The following is a 14,864-nucleotide window of genomic DNA, read 5'->3' as shown; positions in this document are numbered from 1 at the left end:
AAGGCATGGGATTGTCCGGGAGAAATCCGGATGGTTCCGCCCGGTGGCATTCTCGAAGAGAGTGCTGTTCGCCTTGCGGAGGTTCAACCGGAAAAGGATAACTAGGCATGGCATTGCCCGATTTTTCTATGCGCCAGCTGCTTGAAGCAGGCGTCCACTTTGGTCACCAGACTCACCGCTGGAACCCGAAGATGAAGCCGTACATTTTCGGCGATCGTAACAACATCCACATCATCGACCTCGCACAGACGGTTCCGCTTCTGTCGCGCGCTCTGCAGGCTGTTTCCGACACCGTAGCCCGTGGTGGCCGCGTTCTGTTCGTCGGCACCAAGCGCCAGGCTTCCGAGCTCATCGCTGACTCGGCCAAGCGTTCCGCTCAGTATTACGTCAACTCGCGTTGGCTCGGCGGCATGATGACCAACTGGAAGACGATTTCGAACTCGATCCAGCGTCTGCGCAAGCTCGACGAGATCCTGTCTTCGGAACAGTCCGGCTACAACAAGAAAGAGCGCCTGAACCTTGAGCGCGAGCGCGAGAAGCTCGACAAGGCTCTCGGTGGTATCAAGGACATGGGCGGCACGCCGGACCTGATGTTCATCATCGACACCAACAAGGAAAAGATCGCGATCGACGAAGCCAAGCGCCTCGGCATCCCGGTTGTCGCGATCATCGACTCGAACTGCGACCCGGATCTGATCGACTATCCGATCCCCGGCAACGACGACGCTTCGCGCGCCATCGCTCTCTACTGCGACCTGATCTCGCGCGCTGCCATCGACGGTATCGCTCGTCAGCAGAGCTCGTCGGGCCGTGACCTCGGTGCATCGATCGAAGCTCCGGTTGAGCCGGCGCTCGAAGGCGAAGCCGAAGCCTGATAAAAGAAGCAGGCGGATCAAATGGTCCGCCGTGCTTTCCAGAGATTGGGAAAAGGCCGCTCGCGACTTTCATGAAGTTGGGCGGCCTTGACCATTTCAGGCGAGGGGAAAAAGTCTCTCGCCATTTGAGTTTCGTTATGACGCGTCATTCATCACGCTGTCATACATACAGGTACATTTCGTGCCTCAATCCGGTGCCGCACCGCCTTTTGCGGGCCACCGTTTGAACCGACAAGAGGAAGCTTATGACCGAGATTACGGCTGCACTGGTGAAGGAACTGCGCGAGAAGTCCGGCGCAGGCATGATGGACTGCAAGAAGGCGCTGGTGGAAAACAACGGCGACATCGAAGCATCGATCGACTGGCTCCGCGCAAAGGGCATCTCGAAGGCCGACAAGAAGGCTGGTCGCGCTGCTGCTGAAGGCCTCGTTGCCATCGCCGGCGCCGGCCACAAGGCTGTTGTCGTCGAGCTCAACTCGGAAACCGACTTCGTTGCCCGTAACGACGCCTTCCAGGATCTGGTTCGTGGCATCGCCAACGTCGCCCTGACGACCGACGGCACGGTTGAAGCCATCTCGGCTGCGACCTACCCGGCATCCGGCAAGCCGGTCGCCGACACCATCAAGGACGCGATCGCCACCATCGGCGAAAACATGACGCTGCGTCGCTCTGCCAAGCTCGAAGTCGAGCACGGCGTTGTTGCGACCTACATCCACAACGCTGCCGGCGACGGCATCGGCAAGCTCGGCGTTCTGGTTGCCCTGAAGTCGGAAGGCGACAAGGCTGTCCTGACCTCGATCGGCCGCCAGGTTGCCATGCACATCGCTGCTACCAACCCGCTCGCGATCCGCGCTGAAGAAGTCGACGCTACCGTTGCAGAACGCGAACGCAACGTCTTCATCGAGCAGGCTCGCGAATCCGGCAAGCCGGAAGCCATCATCGAAAAGATGGTCGACGGCCGCATGCGCAAGTTCTTCGAAGAAGTCGCTCTTCTCTCGCAGGCTTTCGTCATCAACCCCGACCTGACGGTCGGTGCTGCTGTTGAAGCCGCTGCCAAGGAAGCTGGCGCCAAGATCGAAGTCGTCGGCATGGCGCGCCTCCTGCTCGGCGAAGGCGTCGAGAAGGAAGAGAGCGATTTCGCTGCTGAAGTGGCTGCTGTCGCCAAGAGCTGATCGTCCTATATATGTGAAAACAGAAGGGCATCGCGTGACAACGCGGTGCCCTTCGTGTATCCGGCACTCAGCGGTAATATACGAGGAGCCAAGATGTCGTCAGAGCCTGTCTACAAACGTGTTCTACTCAAGGCTTCCGGCGAAGCCCTCATGGGCAGCCAGGGATTTGGAATCGATGTAGCGGTGGCCGACCGCATTGCGGCCGACATAGCCGAAGCGCGGCAGATGGGCGTTGAAGTCGGCGTCGTCGTCGGCGGCGGCAACATCTTCCGCGGCGTGGCCGTCGCTTCCAAGGGCGGTGACCGCGTCACAGGCGACCACATGGGTATGCTCGCGACCGTCATCAACGCGCTGGCGCTGGCGACCTCGCTGCGCAAGCTCAACATTGATACGGTGGTGCTGTCGGCGATCGCCATGCCGGAGATCTGCGAGAGCTTCTCGCAGCGTGCCACGCTTTATCATCTTTCGCTGGGCCGTGTGGTGATCTTCGCCGGTGGTACCGGCAACCCATTCTTCACGACCGACTCGGCCGCAGCCCTTCGCGCCGCCGAAATGGGTGCCGAGGCAATCTTCAAGGGCACGCAGGTCGACGGCATCTATTCCGCCGATCCGAAGAAGGTGCCCGATGCGACGCGCTTCGACCAGCTTACGCACAAGGAAGTGCTCGACAAGGGCCTCGCCGTCATGGACGTTGCGGCTGTAGCACTCGCACGCGAAAATTCCATTCCGATCATCGTCTTCTCGATCCACGAGAAGGGCGGTTTTGCTGAAATCCTTAGGGGCGGTGGTCTGAAGACCATCGTTACCGACAACTGACAGAGTGGCGGCGCCCAAAGCGCGCCGCAGCTTCTACCGAGACGGGAGCACTGCTATGAGTGAAGGCATCGACATCAACGATATCAAGCGCCGCATGGATGGCGCGATCAACGCGTTCAAGAGCGATATCGCATCGCTGCGCACCGGTCGCGCATCGGCGAACATCCTCGACCCGGTCACGGTCGAAGCCTATGGTTCGCGCGTGCCGCTCAACCAGGTCGCGAACGTGACCGTACCGGAGCCGCGCATGCTCGGCATTTCGGTCTGGGACAAGTCGATGGTCGGCGCTGTCGATCGTGCGATCCGCGAAGCCAATCTCGGCCTCAACCCGATCGTTGACGGCCAGAACTTGCGCATTCCGCTGCCCGAACTCAACGAAGAGCGCCGCAAGTCGCTCGTCAAGGTCGCACACGACTATGCCGAGAAAAGCAAGGTTGCGATTCGCCATGTTCGCCGTGACGGCATGGACGGCCTTAAGAAAGCCGAAAAGGACGGTGTCATAGGGCAGGACCTGAGCCGCTCGCAGTCGGATCGTGTGCAGAAGATGACAGACGACACGATTTCTGAGGTCGACCGCTTGCTTGGCGAGAAGGAAAAGGAAATCATGCAGGTCTAAGGCGCAAAGCGCCTGCGCCTTGGACCTTAAAAACCGGACGGGAAATGTTGGAAAGAACATTTGTGACTGTGCCAGAACACGTTGCCATTATCATGGATGGCAACGGTCGATGGGCAAAGCAGCGGGGGTTGCCGCGCACCATGGGGCATCGCAAGGGCGTTGACGCCGTGCGTGAGACCGTGCGCGCAGCGGGCGACATCGGGGTCAAATATCTCACCCTCTTCGCCTTCTCGTCGGAGAACTGGCGCCGTCCGGAAACCGAGGTGTCGGACCTTTTGGGCCTGCTGAAGGCTTTCATTCGCCGCGACCTCGCCGAACTGCACAAGCAGAACGTGCGCGTGAAGATCATCGGCGATCGCCACAGCCTGCAGAACGACATTCTCGACCTCCTGATCGACGCCGAAGAGACCACCAAGGCCAACACGGCGCTGACGCTGATCATCGCCTTCAACTATGGCTCGCGCGACGAGATCGCCCGCGCCATGGCAAGCCTGGCGCGCGATGTCGAGCAGGGGAGGCTGCGCTCGCAGGATATCACGCCCGCGCTCATCAATGGCCGGCTTGATACCGCCGGCATCCCGGATCCCGATCTCATCATCCGCACCAGCGGCGAAGAGCGCCTGTCGAACTTCCTGCTCTGGCAGGCCGCCTATTCGGAATTCATCTTCATTCCCGATTACTGGCCGGATTTCAGCCGCGAGACGCTGTACGCGGCGCTCGAAACCTTCGCGTCCCGCAACCGCCGCTTTGGCGGTCTGGTCGCCGAAACCGCGGCGGCGGTGGGAACCTGATGCACCGCGAACTTCAGCTTCGTATCATCTCGGGCATCATCCTCGCCGTCATCGTGCTTGCAGCGACATGGTACGGCGGTCTCGCTTTCAGCCTTTTGGCGGCCCTGATCGGGCTTTTGATCTATTATGAGTGGTCGACGATCACCCGCCTCGCCAGTGAGCAGCCAGTCGCCAATGCGATGGGCTGGATCGGGCAGGCGGCGATCGCCGTTGCGGTCGTCTCCGGCACTGTCGGCTACTCGCTGATCCTGCTCTTGTTGTTCTTTGCCATTGCTGTCGGCTTTGTCGTCGCCCGTGGTGTCTCGCGCTGGTTCCCGGCGGGCATCGTCTATGCGGGGCTGACCGGGATTGCGCTCGCGAATATTCGCGGCAGCGATGCGGCCGGCCTGCACGCGATGCTCTTCGTCTTCGCCGTCGTCTGGGCGACCGACATCCTCGCCTACTTCATCGGCCGCGCCATCGGCGGGCCGAAGCTGGCACCAAGGATCTCGCCCGGCAAGACATGGTCGGGCGCGATTGGTGGTGCCGTCTGCGCGATCATCGCCGGCGTGCTGGTGGCCTACGCGGCATTTCCCGATGGTGTCGTGCTGGCGGCCTTCGTGGCGCTCGTGCTGTCCGTCTGCAGCCAGCTGGGTGACCTCTTCGAATCCTTCATCAAGCGCCGCTTCGGCGTCAAGGATTCGAGCCGTCTCATTCCGGGGCACGGCGGGGTCATGGACCGGGTTGACGGGCTCATTTTCGCCTGTTTTGCGGCGTTCTTGCTAGCCGGGCTTTTTTCGCTGATAAAGGGCGGAGAAATGGCGTCGCTGGGCGCGGCCTTGTTCGGCGGATAATGTCGATAGAGGCTGATGGAAGGATTTTATGGCAGGCTTGACCGAAGTTTTTGGGTTTCTGACGGGATATATCGTTCCTTTCGTGCTCGTGCTTTCTCTCTTGGTGTTCGTGCACGAGATGGGGCACTACCTCGTCGGTCGCTGGAGCGGCATCCGCATTCTGGCGTTTTCGGTCGGGTTTGGCCCGGAACTCCTGGGGCGAACCGATAAGCATGGAACGCGTTGGAAGCTCTCGCTGATCCCGCTCGGCGGCTATGTAAGGTTCTTCGGTGACGAGGATGCGTCGAGCAAGCCTGATGAGGACAAGCTCGCGCAGATGTCGGACGAGGAGCGTGCGCGGTCATTCGCAGGCGCCAAGCTCTGGAAGCGCGCGGCAACGGTCGCCGCCGGCCCGATTGCAAACTTCATCCTCGCAATTGCCATCTTCACCGTCCTGTTTTCGATCTACGGCCGCTCGGTTGCCGATCCCGTCGTTGCGCAGGTCAAGCCGGGCAGCGTTGCCGCAGAAGCCGGCGTCGTGCCGGGTGACCTCTTGATCGCGATCGATGGCGGCAAGGTGCAGACCTTCGACGATGTGCGCCGATACGTCAGCATCCGTCCGATGCAGCGCATCGTTGTGACGATCGAGCGCAACGGCGAGAAGATCGACGTGCCGATGGTGCCTGAACGCACCGAAATGACCGACCAGTTCGGTAACAAGATCGAGATAGGCCTGATCGGTATCGTCACCAATCAGGACGTCGGACACTTCCGCCAGCAGACCTACACGCCGCTTGAAGCGCTGCATGAGGGAACGCTGCAGACCTGGCACATCGTCACCGGTACCTTCAAATATATCGGCAATCTGGTGTCCGGTTACATGAAGCCGGACCAGCTGGGTGGCCCGATCCGTGTCGCGCAGGCATCCGGCCAGATGGCGACGCTGGGCGTTGCAGCTTTGCTTCAGCTGGCCGCCGTATTGTCGGTTTCGATCGGATTACTGAACCTGATGCCGGTTCCGGTACTTGATGGCGGCCATCTGATGTTCTATGCGATTGAAGCTGTGAGGGGAAAGCCGTTGGGATCGTCGGCTCAGGAGGTTGCGTTTCGCATCGGCCTGGCCATGGTTCTGAGCCTGATGGTTTTTGCCACGTGGAACGATATTAGTGCTCTGATCGGCTGATTGCGGGACGAGGGAAAATTACGATTTATTTACGATGTTTCAAAGCTGTAGTGGCGAAAGCGTCACGCTTTGAAATGAAGTAAACAGAAATTAACTAGCTCCCTTGCTTGTATATCAAAAGCGGGTAAAACGACACACGTGACCGGAATCGGGGGACGCCTGGTGATGGGGACGAGAAAAAAGGTAATGGGTGAAATGAAGGCTGGTTCAAGATTTTTGAACGCAGTATCGGCGGTTGCGCTGTCTGCAGGTATTGTTGCGTCGGGGGCTGGTGCAACGGTGTTCATCTCGGCTTCTGCTGCCGAGGCTGCAGTCATTCAGCGTGTTGACGTTCGCGGTGCAAACCGCGTTGGCGCCGAAGCTGTGCGGTCCAACCTCACGATCCAGCCCGGCCGGAGCTTCTCCAACACCGACATCGACGACTCCGTAAAGCAGCTCTACGACACGGGTTACTTCTCCGACGTCAAGATCTCCGTTTCCGGCAGCACGCTGGTTGTGACCGTTGAGGAAGCTCAGCTGATCAACCAGGTCGTGTTCAACGGCAACCGCAAGATCAAGGACGACAAGCTTGCAGCGGTCGTCAAGACGCAGTCTTCGGGCGCTTACAACGAAACCCAGATCCAGGCCGACATCCAGTCGATCAAGGACGCGTATGCAGCGACCGGTCGCAGCGAAGTCGAAGTGACGACGCAGGTCGTTCCGCTCGGCCAGGGCCGCGTCAACCTCGCATTCGTCATCAATGAAGGCGACCGCACGAAGATCGACTCGATCAACTTCGTCGGCAACAACGCCTATAGCTCTGGCCGTCTTGCATCGGTCATTGCCACCAAGCGAAGCAACTTCCTGTCCTTCCTGACCCGCAAGGACGTCTACAGCGCTGACAAGCTGCACGCAGACGAAGAAGCGCTCCGCCAGTTCTATTACAACCGTGGTTACGCCGACTTCCGCATCGTGTCTTCCGACGCGGCGTTCGACGAGACGACCAACAAGTACACGCTGACCTTCAATATCGAAGAAGGCCCGCGTTACGACTTCGGCGCAATCTCCGTTCAGTCCACCGTTCAGGGTGTCGACGGCGCGCAGCTTCAGGGTCTCGTTCGCACCCATGAAGGCCAGGTCTACAACGCCAAGGAAGTTCAGAAGTCGATGGAAGCGATTTCGGATCAGGTGGCTTCGGCCGGCTATCCGTTCGCTCGTGTCACGCCCCGTGGCAACCGCGACCTGAACAACAACACCATCGGCGTCGAATACCTCGTCGACCAGGGCGAAAAGGCCTACGTCGAGCGTATCGAAATCCGCGGCAACAGCCGTACGCGTGACTACGTCATCCGTCGCGAGTTCGACATGAGTGAAGGCGACGCCTTCAATCAGCAGATGATCACCAGAGCCAAGCGTCGTCTTGAGGCTCTCGGCTACTTCTCGACCGTCAACATCTCGACCCAGCCCGGCAGCTCGCCGGACCGCGTTGTCGTTGTTGTCGACGTTCAGGACCAGGCAACCGGTTCGTTCGGTATCGGCGCGGGTTACGCTGCCGGCGGAGACGGCCTGCTGCTCGAAGCTTCGATCGAAGAAAAGAACTTCCTCGGACGCGGCCAGTACATCAAGGTGTCTGCCGGTGGTGGTCAGGAAGGTTCGCGTACTTACGGCCTGAACTTCACCGAGCCTTACTTCCTCGGCTACCGTCTGGCTGTCGGCTTCGACATCAACCACAGCGAGACGTCGAGCAACGACAACTACGACTACGAAGAAAACAACGTCGTTCTGCGTGCGACCGCGCCGATCACCGAAGATCTGGCGACGACGTTCCGCTATAACTACAAGCAGATGAAGTACGATCCGTCGGGATCGCTCTCCGATCTGTCCACGCCTTACCAGGACCTCGTCAACAACAGCCCGTGGGTAAAGTCGTCTGTGTCGCAGACGCTGACCTACAACACGCTGGACGACATGGTTCTGCCGCGTGAAGGTATCTACGCCAGCCTGACGCACGAAATCGCCGGCCTCGGTGGTGACTCGCAGTTCTACAAGATCTATGGCAAGGCGCGTTATTACCACACGCTGGCTGACGACGCCGACATCATCGGCTCGGTTGCCGGTTCTGCCGGTTACGTCGTTGGCTTCGGCAAGGATCTGCATGTCTTCGATCAGTTCACGCTGACCAACGGTGACATCCGCGGCTTCGAGAATAAGGGTATCGGCCCGCGCGTTGGCGGCGGTCCGGATGATCCGCTCGGCGGCACGACCTACTTCACCGTTTCGGCTGAAGCATCGTTCCCGCTTCCGGCTTTCCCACGTGACTTCGGTCTTCGTGGCGCGGTCTTCGCGGACGCCGGTACGCTCTTTGGCAACAAGGTCAATGTCAGCGGTTCCGAGTTCGTGAACGGCGAAGATGCTTCGCTGCGCGCGTCCGTCGGTGTCGGTATCGTCTGGAACTCGCCGTTCGGTGCTCTGCGCGTCGACTACGCGATCCCGGTCCTGAAGGAAGACTACGACAAGGTTCAGCACTTCAAGTTTGGCATCAACAACCAATTCTGATATCGGCAGTCCGGAACCGTAAAATCGAATTCCGTTCTGGAGATTTGCCGATGGAGCAAACCTATTTCTTTCCGCCCCATGACGGTGTGAAGCTCTCGGAGCTAGCGCAATTTCTTGGGGCGGAACTTGCCGACCCCAAACATGCCGACATCGTGATCCGTTCCGTTTCGCCCGTAAGTCGGGCGAAGGCGGGCGATCTCTGTTACGTCATTTCCAAGAAGAGCAAGGACGAACTCGTGACATGCGAGGCGTCCGCTGTGCTGGTCAGTTCGGCATTGCAGTCGATCGTGCCGGCGCATGTGCCTGTTCTCGTGTCGAAAAACGCTCATGCCGCGTTCGCGATGGCTGGTGGGCTGCTCTATCCGAGCGCCTTGACGCCTCAGCGGCTGCGCTCTGTGAGTGCTGATGTTTCCGACCGCGCGTCTGTCGATCCAACGGCGAGACTGGAAGCGAATGTCGAGATCGAGCCGTTTGCCGTGATCGGCGCTCATGCCGAGATCGGTGAGGGCACGCGCATCGGCGCTGGCGCCGTCATCGGACCAGGCGTCAAGATTGGCCGTGATTGCACGATCGCCAGCGGCGCCAGCATTCTGTGCTCGCTGGTCGGCAATCGCGTGATCGTCCACAACGGCGCACGCATTGGCCAGGATGGCTTCGGCTACGCGCCGGGCCCTCGCGGCATGATCAAGATCGTTCAGATCGGCCGCGTCATCCTGCAGGATGATGTCGAGGTTGGTGCCAACACGACGATCGATCGCGGCACGATGGACGACACCGTGATCGGCGAAGGGACGAAGATCGATAACCTGGTCCAGATTGGCCACAATGTTCGCATCGGCCGTCATTGCGCCGTTGTCTCGCAGGTCGGTATTGCCGGAAGCGCCATTATCGGCGATGGCGTGCAGATCGGTGGTCATTCTGGTATTCGAGGCCATATAACAATTAACGACGGTGCCCAGATCGCTGCCATGAGCGGCGTAGTGTCCGACATCCCCGCTGGGGAGCGCTACGGCGGCATACCTGCACGGCCGGCGCATGACTTTTTGCGCGAAGTCGCGGCAGTCATGATGCGGACGACGGGCCCCAAGAAAACGGGAGAAAAGAATGGCTGAAGAAGTCAAGAAGTCGCTTTCCTCGGCTGACATCATCGAAATCATGAAGTTGCTGCCGCATCGCTATCCGTTCCTGCTGGTCGACAAGATCATCGACATCGACGGCGATGATTCCGCGATCGGCATCAAGAACGTGACGGCCAACGAACCGCATTTTACCGGACACTTCCCGGAGCAGCCAATCATGCCTGGCGTCCTCTTGGTCGAAGGCATGGCCCAGACGGCCGGCGCGATCTGTGCCAAGAAGGAAGGCGAAAGCGGCAATCTGGTCTACTTCATGACCATCGACAACGCCCGTTTCCGCAAGCCTGTGGTTCCTGGAGACCGGGTGGAGTACCATGTCGTCAAGCAGAAGCAGCGCGGCAACATCTGGAAGTTCCACTGTGATGCGAAGGTCGATGGAGCGCTGGTCGCCGAAGCCGATATCGGCGCGATGATCGTGCGCAAGGATCAGGCATGAGCACGATCGCAGCCAGTGCCAGCATTCACCCGATGGCAGTCGTCGAAGACGGCGCCGTAATCGGCGAGAACGTCAAGATCGGCCCGTTCTGCCATGTCGGCCCGCGGGTCGTGCTCGGCGATAACACCGAAATGCTCCCGCATTCCATCGTCAGCGGCATCACCACGCTCGGCAAGGGATGCCGGATTTTCCCGATGGCTGTCATCGGCGGCGATCCGCAGAGCGTTCATCATGGCGGCGAAGAGACGACCTTGACGGTCGGCGACAATTGCACGATGCGCGAAGGTGTGACGATCAACACCGGCACCGCCGATTTCGGCGGCAAGACCATCGTCGGCAACAACAACCTGTTTCTCGCCAATTCGCACATCGCCCATGATTGCCGCGTCGGCAACCACGTCATCATGTCCAACAACGTGATGCTTGCCGGCCACGTGGTCATCGAGGATCGCGTGATCCTGGGTGGTGGTTGCGCCGTGCACCAGTTCACCCGCGTTGGCCGCCACGCTTTCGTTGGTGGTCTATCGGCCGTGAGCTACGACGTCATTCCGTACGGCATGCTGAACGGCAATCCCGGTCTGCTCGGCGGTCTCAACGTCGTCGGCATGACGCGTGCGGGCATCGATCGCGCGACGATCCATATCGTGCGCCGTGCCTACAAGGCTATCTTCGAGACCGAAGGCAATCTGCGCGACAACGCCGCCGCCATCCGCGAGGAATTCGCCGATTGCGAGCAGGTCGTCCAGATCCTCGACTTCATTGCTGCCGAAAGCGATCGCGCGCTCTCTTCTCCGACGCGGGGACAGAAGGGATAAACCTTGTCTCCAGCAAGTGACACGGCAAAAGGCCGCCTGGCGATCATCGCCGGCAGCGGCTTCTTGCCGTCCTATGTCGCCGAGGCCGCCAAGAGCGCCGGCGAAGACCCGTTGATCATCGCGCTGAAGAACGAGACTGACCGGACGTGGGAAGGCTTCGAGCACGCCATCGTCGGCGTCGGCGATTTCGCCGCCATCGACGGCATGCTGGATAGCCATCGCATCGAGCGTGTTGTCATGTCCGGCGCCGTGCGCCGGCGCCCGGAATGGCGCGAGGTTCGCCCGACGCTGAAGACGCTCGCAAGCATTCCCTCGACCATTCGCACCCTGCTCTCAGGCGGTGACGATACCGTGCTGCGCATGGTGATCGGACTGATAGAGAAGAACGGCCGCCGCGTTATCGGCGTGCAGGAGATTGCACCGGATCTTCTGGCCGCAGTCGGTCCGCTCGGCGCGATTGCGCCATCGGCCGAGGACGTCAAGGACATCGCCAAGGCGGGTGCCGCGGCTGATGCGCTCGGCCGGCTGGATGTCGGGCAGGGCGCCGTCTCTGTCGGTGGCCGTATCGTGGCGCTCGAGGGTGTCGAGGGCACTGACAGCATGTTGCAGCGAGTGGCCGATCTGCGCGCCGCCGGCCGTATCTCGGCCCGCCGTCGCGGCGTGCTGGTCAAACTCTGCAAGCCGCAGCAGGATCTGCGCGCCGATCTGCCGTCGATCGGAATCTCGACCATCGAAAATGCCAGCAAGGCCGGCTTGGCGGGTGTTGCGATCGAGGCCGGGCGCGCGCTGATCCTGGATCGCCCGGCAGTCATATCGGCGGCAAAGGAAGCCGGTATCTTCGTCTGCGGTCTTGATCGTGGATTGCCATCCTGGGGGCTTGAATGAGCGTGCGTGCATTGAAGGTCGCGATCATCGCGGGCGAAGTCTCCGGTGATCTTCTTGCGGCCGATCTGATCGCCGCGCTGAAGCAGCAACATGCGGGTCCGGTGGAACTCGTCGGCGTCGGCGGCGAGGGGCTGCAGGCACAAGGGCTGACGTCGCTGTTCGATTTCTCCGAGCTGTCGATCATGGGCATCACCCAAGTTCTCGCCAAGCTGCCGACGCTGGTCAAGCGCATCCGCCAGACGGCTGCGGCCGTCATCGCCGCCAAGCCCGATGTGCTCGTCATTGTCGACAGCCCCGATTTTACCCACCGCGTCGCCAAGCGCGTACGCACGGCGCTGCCCGACCTGCCTGTCGTGAACTATGTCTGTCCAAGCGTCTGGGCATGGAAGGAATACCGTGCGCAGCGTATGCTGCCCTATATCGACCATGTGCTCGCCGTGCTGCCCTTCGAGCCCGAGGTGATGCGCAAGCTCGGCGGCCCGCCGACAAGCTATGTCGGCCATCGCCTGACCGCTGACGTCGATGTTCTCGCGACCCGCAAGGCGAGGGCGGCAAGCAAGCCGCGCCCGGCACATGAGCCGAAGACGATCATGCTTCTGCCGGGTTCGCGCGGATCCGAGATCACCAAGCTCTTGCCCTATTTCGGCGACGCAGTGGCCGAGCTCTCCGCCCGCAACGAAGGCATGCGCTTTGTGCTGCCGACGGCGCCGCGCCGCGAGGCCATGGTGCGCGAAATCATCAAGGATTGGCCGGTCAAGCCCGACGTGGTGACGGGCAAGGACGACAAGTGGAAAGCCTTCGCCGAGGCCGACGCCGCCATGGCCGCATCCGGCACTGTCATCCTGGAGCTGGGGCTTGCGGGCGTGCCCACCGTCTCGGCCTACAAGACGGATTGGATCATCAAGCTGATGACCGGCAAGATCAAGATCTGGACGGCGGCGATCCCGAACCTCGTCGCGGATTACGCGGTCGTGCCCGAATATATCAACGAGGTCGTGCGTGGCGCAAGTTTCACGCGCTGGGCCGAGAAGCTCTCATCCGACACCTTGCCGCGCCGCTCGATGATGGAGGGCTACGATCTCGTCTGGGAACGTATGCAGACCGAAAAGCCGCCCGGCGTCCACGCCGCGGAAATCGTGCTTGATGTCCTGAAGAACAAAAAACCCGGTCAGGCCTGACCGGGTTTCTTTTTAAGCTTCGATGCGTCGAGATTAACGCTTGGAAACCGGAACGTAGTCGCGCTGCGCTTCGCCGATGTAGAGCTGGCGCGGACGGCCGATACGCTGCTGCGGATCTTCGATCATTTCGTTCCACTGCGCGATCCAGCCGACGGTGCGCGCGAGAGCGAACAGAACGGTGAACATGGTCGTGGGGAAGCCGAGAGCCTTGAGCGTGATACCCGAGTAGAAGTCGATGTTCGGATAGAGCTTCTTCTCGATGAAGTATGGATCGGTCAGCGCGATGCGCTCGAGTTCCATGGCGACGTCGAGCAACGGATCGTCCTTGATACCGAGCTCGCCGAGCACTTCATGCGTGGTCTTCTGCATGATCTTGGCGCGCGGGTCGTAGTTCTTGTAGACGCGGTGGCCAAAGCCCATCAGGCGGAACGGGTCGTTCTTGTCCTTGGCGCGGGCGATGTACTCAGGAATGCGGTCAACCGTGCCGATTTCTTGCAGCATGTTGAGCGCTGCTTCGTTGGCGCCGCCGTGAGCCGGGCCCCAGAGGCAGGCAATGCCGGCCGCGATGCAGGCGAACGGGTTTGCGCCCGAGGAGCCGGCGAGACGAACGGTCGAGGTCGAAGCGTTCTGCTCGTGGTCGGCGTGCAGGATGAAGATGCGGTCCATGGCGCGGGCAAGCACCGGATTGACCACATATTCCTCGCAAGGAACGGCAAAGCACATGCGCAGGAAGTTCGATGCGTAGTCGAGATCGTTCTTCGGGTAAACGAAGGGCTGGCCGATATGGTACTTGTAGGCCATGGCGGCGATCGTCGGCATCTTGGCGATCATGCGCAGCGAAGCGACCATGCGCTGGTGCGGATCGGTGATGTCGGTGCTGTCGTGGTAGAAGGCCGACAGGGCGCCAACGCAGCCGCACATGACGGCCATCGGATGCGCGTCGCGGCGGAAGCCGGTGAAGAAGCGGCTCATCTGCTCGTGCACCATGGTGTGGTGCGTCACGCGGTAGTCGAAGTCTTTCTTCTGCGCGGCCGTCGGCAGTTCGCCGTAGAGGAGCAGGTAGCAGACTTCGAGGAAGTCGCCCTGTTCGGCCAGCTGCTCGATCGGGTAACCGCGATGGAGCAGAACGCCCTCGTCGCCGTCGATATAGGTGATTTTCGATTCACAGGATGCGGTCGAGGTGAAACCAGGATCGTACGTGAAGGAAGCCGTGTTCTTGTAGAGGGCGCCGATATCGATGACATCAGGTCCGATCGTGCCGCTCTTGACCGGCAGGTCGACTGTTTTCTCACCGAGTTTTAGTGTTGCGCTTTGATCCGTCATTCTGATCCTCCAAACTGGCGGTTGGCGCCTTAAAAGCGCCATAGGGTTAAGCGTCGTCTGCGATAGCTATATGATCGCGCGCCTAATGCCAAGTTACCGTGATGCCATTTTGTGCATCGCAGTATCAACTTTTGAGCACTGCTGAGATGCCGTCTCCGCATAGCGGAAGCCAATGATAATCCTGACATTTTCGATGGTTTTATTTCCCGTTTGAATTCAAACGATTATAGTTGCGTTTCGGTTCCGCTGGCCTCATTCTGATTGCAGGTCAGGGTGGCTTTCGGGTGTCGT

Annotated in this window: 14 protein-coding genes; 13 read left to right on the top strand and 1 reads right to left on the bottom strand. The window is 60.4% G+C overall.

Annotated features, from left to right (window positions below):
- The first annotated feature begins 107 nt into the window (after window positions 1-107).
- The 13 genes from rpsB to lpxB all read left to right on the top strand — a co-directional run bounded on the left by rpsB (window position 108) and on the right by lpxB (window position 13,250).
- Window positions 108-875: a 30S ribosomal protein S2 gene (gene rpsB, locus ACCD05_RS00915; RefSeq protein WP_047510222.1), complete on the top strand. Its 768-nt coding sequence runs from the start codon at window positions 108-110 to the stop codon at window positions 873-875.
- A gap of 245 nt (window positions 876-1,120) precedes the next feature.
- Window positions 1,121-2,047, top strand: a complete 927-nt coding sequence (tsf, locus tag ACCD05_RS00910) for a translation elongation factor Ts (RefSeq protein ID WP_111561405.1) — start codon at window positions 1,121-1,123, stop codon at window positions 2,045-2,047.
- 93 nt (window positions 2,048-2,140) lie between these two features.
- Window positions 2,141-2,863, top strand: coding sequence for a UMP kinase (gene pyrH, locus ACCD05_RS00905; protein WP_018900008.1), 723 nt, complete (start codon window positions 2,141-2,143; stop codon window positions 2,861-2,863).
- 55 nt (window positions 2,864-2,918) lie between these two features.
- A complete protein-coding gene (gene frr, locus ACCD05_RS00900; RefSeq protein ID WP_018900007.1) occupies window positions 2,919-3,479 on the top strand; it encodes a ribosome recycling factor in 561 nt (186 codons plus the stop codon).
- A 44-nt stretch (window positions 3,480-3,523) separates the two neighbouring features.
- Window positions 3,524-4,270 (top strand): isoprenyl transferase, encoded by a 747-nt coding sequence (locus ACCD05_RS00895; protein ID WP_111561406.1) that lies wholly within the window; start codon window positions 3,524-3,526, stop codon window positions 4,268-4,270.
- Window positions 4,270-5,103: a phosphatidate cytidylyltransferase gene (locus ACCD05_RS00890; protein ID WP_413390597.1), complete on the top strand. Its 834-nt coding sequence runs from the start codon at window positions 4,270-4,272 to the stop codon at window positions 5,101-5,103. The genes ACCD05_RS00895 and ACCD05_RS00890 overlap by 1 nt, the downstream gene beginning before the upstream one ends.
- Window positions 5,104-5,131: 28 nt before the next feature.
- The gene (rseP, locus tag ACCD05_RS00885; RefSeq protein WP_111561408.1) at window positions 5,132-6,265 is read left to right on the top strand and encodes an RIP metalloprotease RseP; all 1,134 of its coding nucleotides are present in this window, start codon (window positions 5,132-5,134) and stop codon (window positions 6,263-6,265) included.
- Window positions 6,266-6,460: 195 nt separating this feature from the next.
- A complete protein-coding gene (bamA, locus tag ACCD05_RS00880) occupies window positions 6,461-8,800 on the top strand; it encodes an outer membrane protein assembly factor BamA (protein WP_047510561.1) in 2,340 nt (779 codons plus the stop codon).
- Between the two features lie 50 nt (window positions 8,801-8,850).
- Window positions 8,851-9,912, top strand: coding sequence for a UDP-3-O-(3-hydroxymyristoyl)glucosamine N-acyltransferase (gene lpxD, locus ACCD05_RS00875; RefSeq protein ID WP_413390595.1), 1,062 nt, complete (start codon window positions 8,851-8,853; stop codon window positions 9,910-9,912).
- Window positions 9,905-10,372 (top strand): 3-hydroxyacyl-ACP dehydratase FabZ, encoded by a 468-nt coding sequence (fabZ, locus tag ACCD05_RS00870; protein WP_047510230.1) that lies wholly within the window; start codon window positions 9,905-9,907, stop codon window positions 10,370-10,372. Before lpxD ends, fabZ begins: the two co-directional genes overlap by 8 nt.
- Entirely contained in the window at window positions 10,369-11,187 is an 819-nt protein-coding gene (lpxA, locus tag ACCD05_RS00865) for an acyl-ACP--UDP-N-acetylglucosamine O-acyltransferase (RefSeq protein ID WP_047510232.1), read from the top strand. The genes fabZ and lpxA overlap by 4 nt, the downstream gene beginning before the upstream one ends.
- Before the next feature lie 3 nt (window positions 11,188-11,190).
- A complete protein-coding gene (locus ACCD05_RS00860) occupies window positions 11,191-12,072 on the top strand; it encodes an LpxI family protein (RefSeq protein ID WP_413390592.1) in 882 nt (293 codons plus the stop codon).
- Window positions 12,069-13,250 (top strand): lipid-A-disaccharide synthase, encoded by a 1,182-nt coding sequence (lpxB, locus tag ACCD05_RS00855; RefSeq protein ID WP_413390590.1) that lies wholly within the window; start codon window positions 12,069-12,071, stop codon window positions 13,248-13,250. Before ACCD05_RS00860 ends, lpxB begins: the two co-directional genes overlap by 4 nt.
- Window positions 13,251-13,283: 33 nt before the next feature.
- Here the strand turns inward: lpxB and gltA are convergent, their stop codons facing one another.
- The gene (gltA, locus tag ACCD05_RS00850; protein WP_018899997.1) at window positions 13,284-14,573 is read right to left on the bottom strand and encodes a citrate synthase; all 1,290 of its coding nucleotides are present in this window, start codon (window positions 14,571-14,573) and stop codon (window positions 13,284-13,286) included.
- Window positions 14,574-14,864 lie beyond the last annotated feature (291 nt).

The organism is Rhizobium sp. Rhizsp42 (assembly GCF_047304155.1).
In the GTDB taxonomy this organism is placed as follows: domain Bacteria; phylum Pseudomonadota; class Alphaproteobacteria; order Rhizobiales; family Rhizobiaceae; genus Rhizobium.
This window is presented reverse-complemented; position numbering and strand designations above follow the sequence as displayed.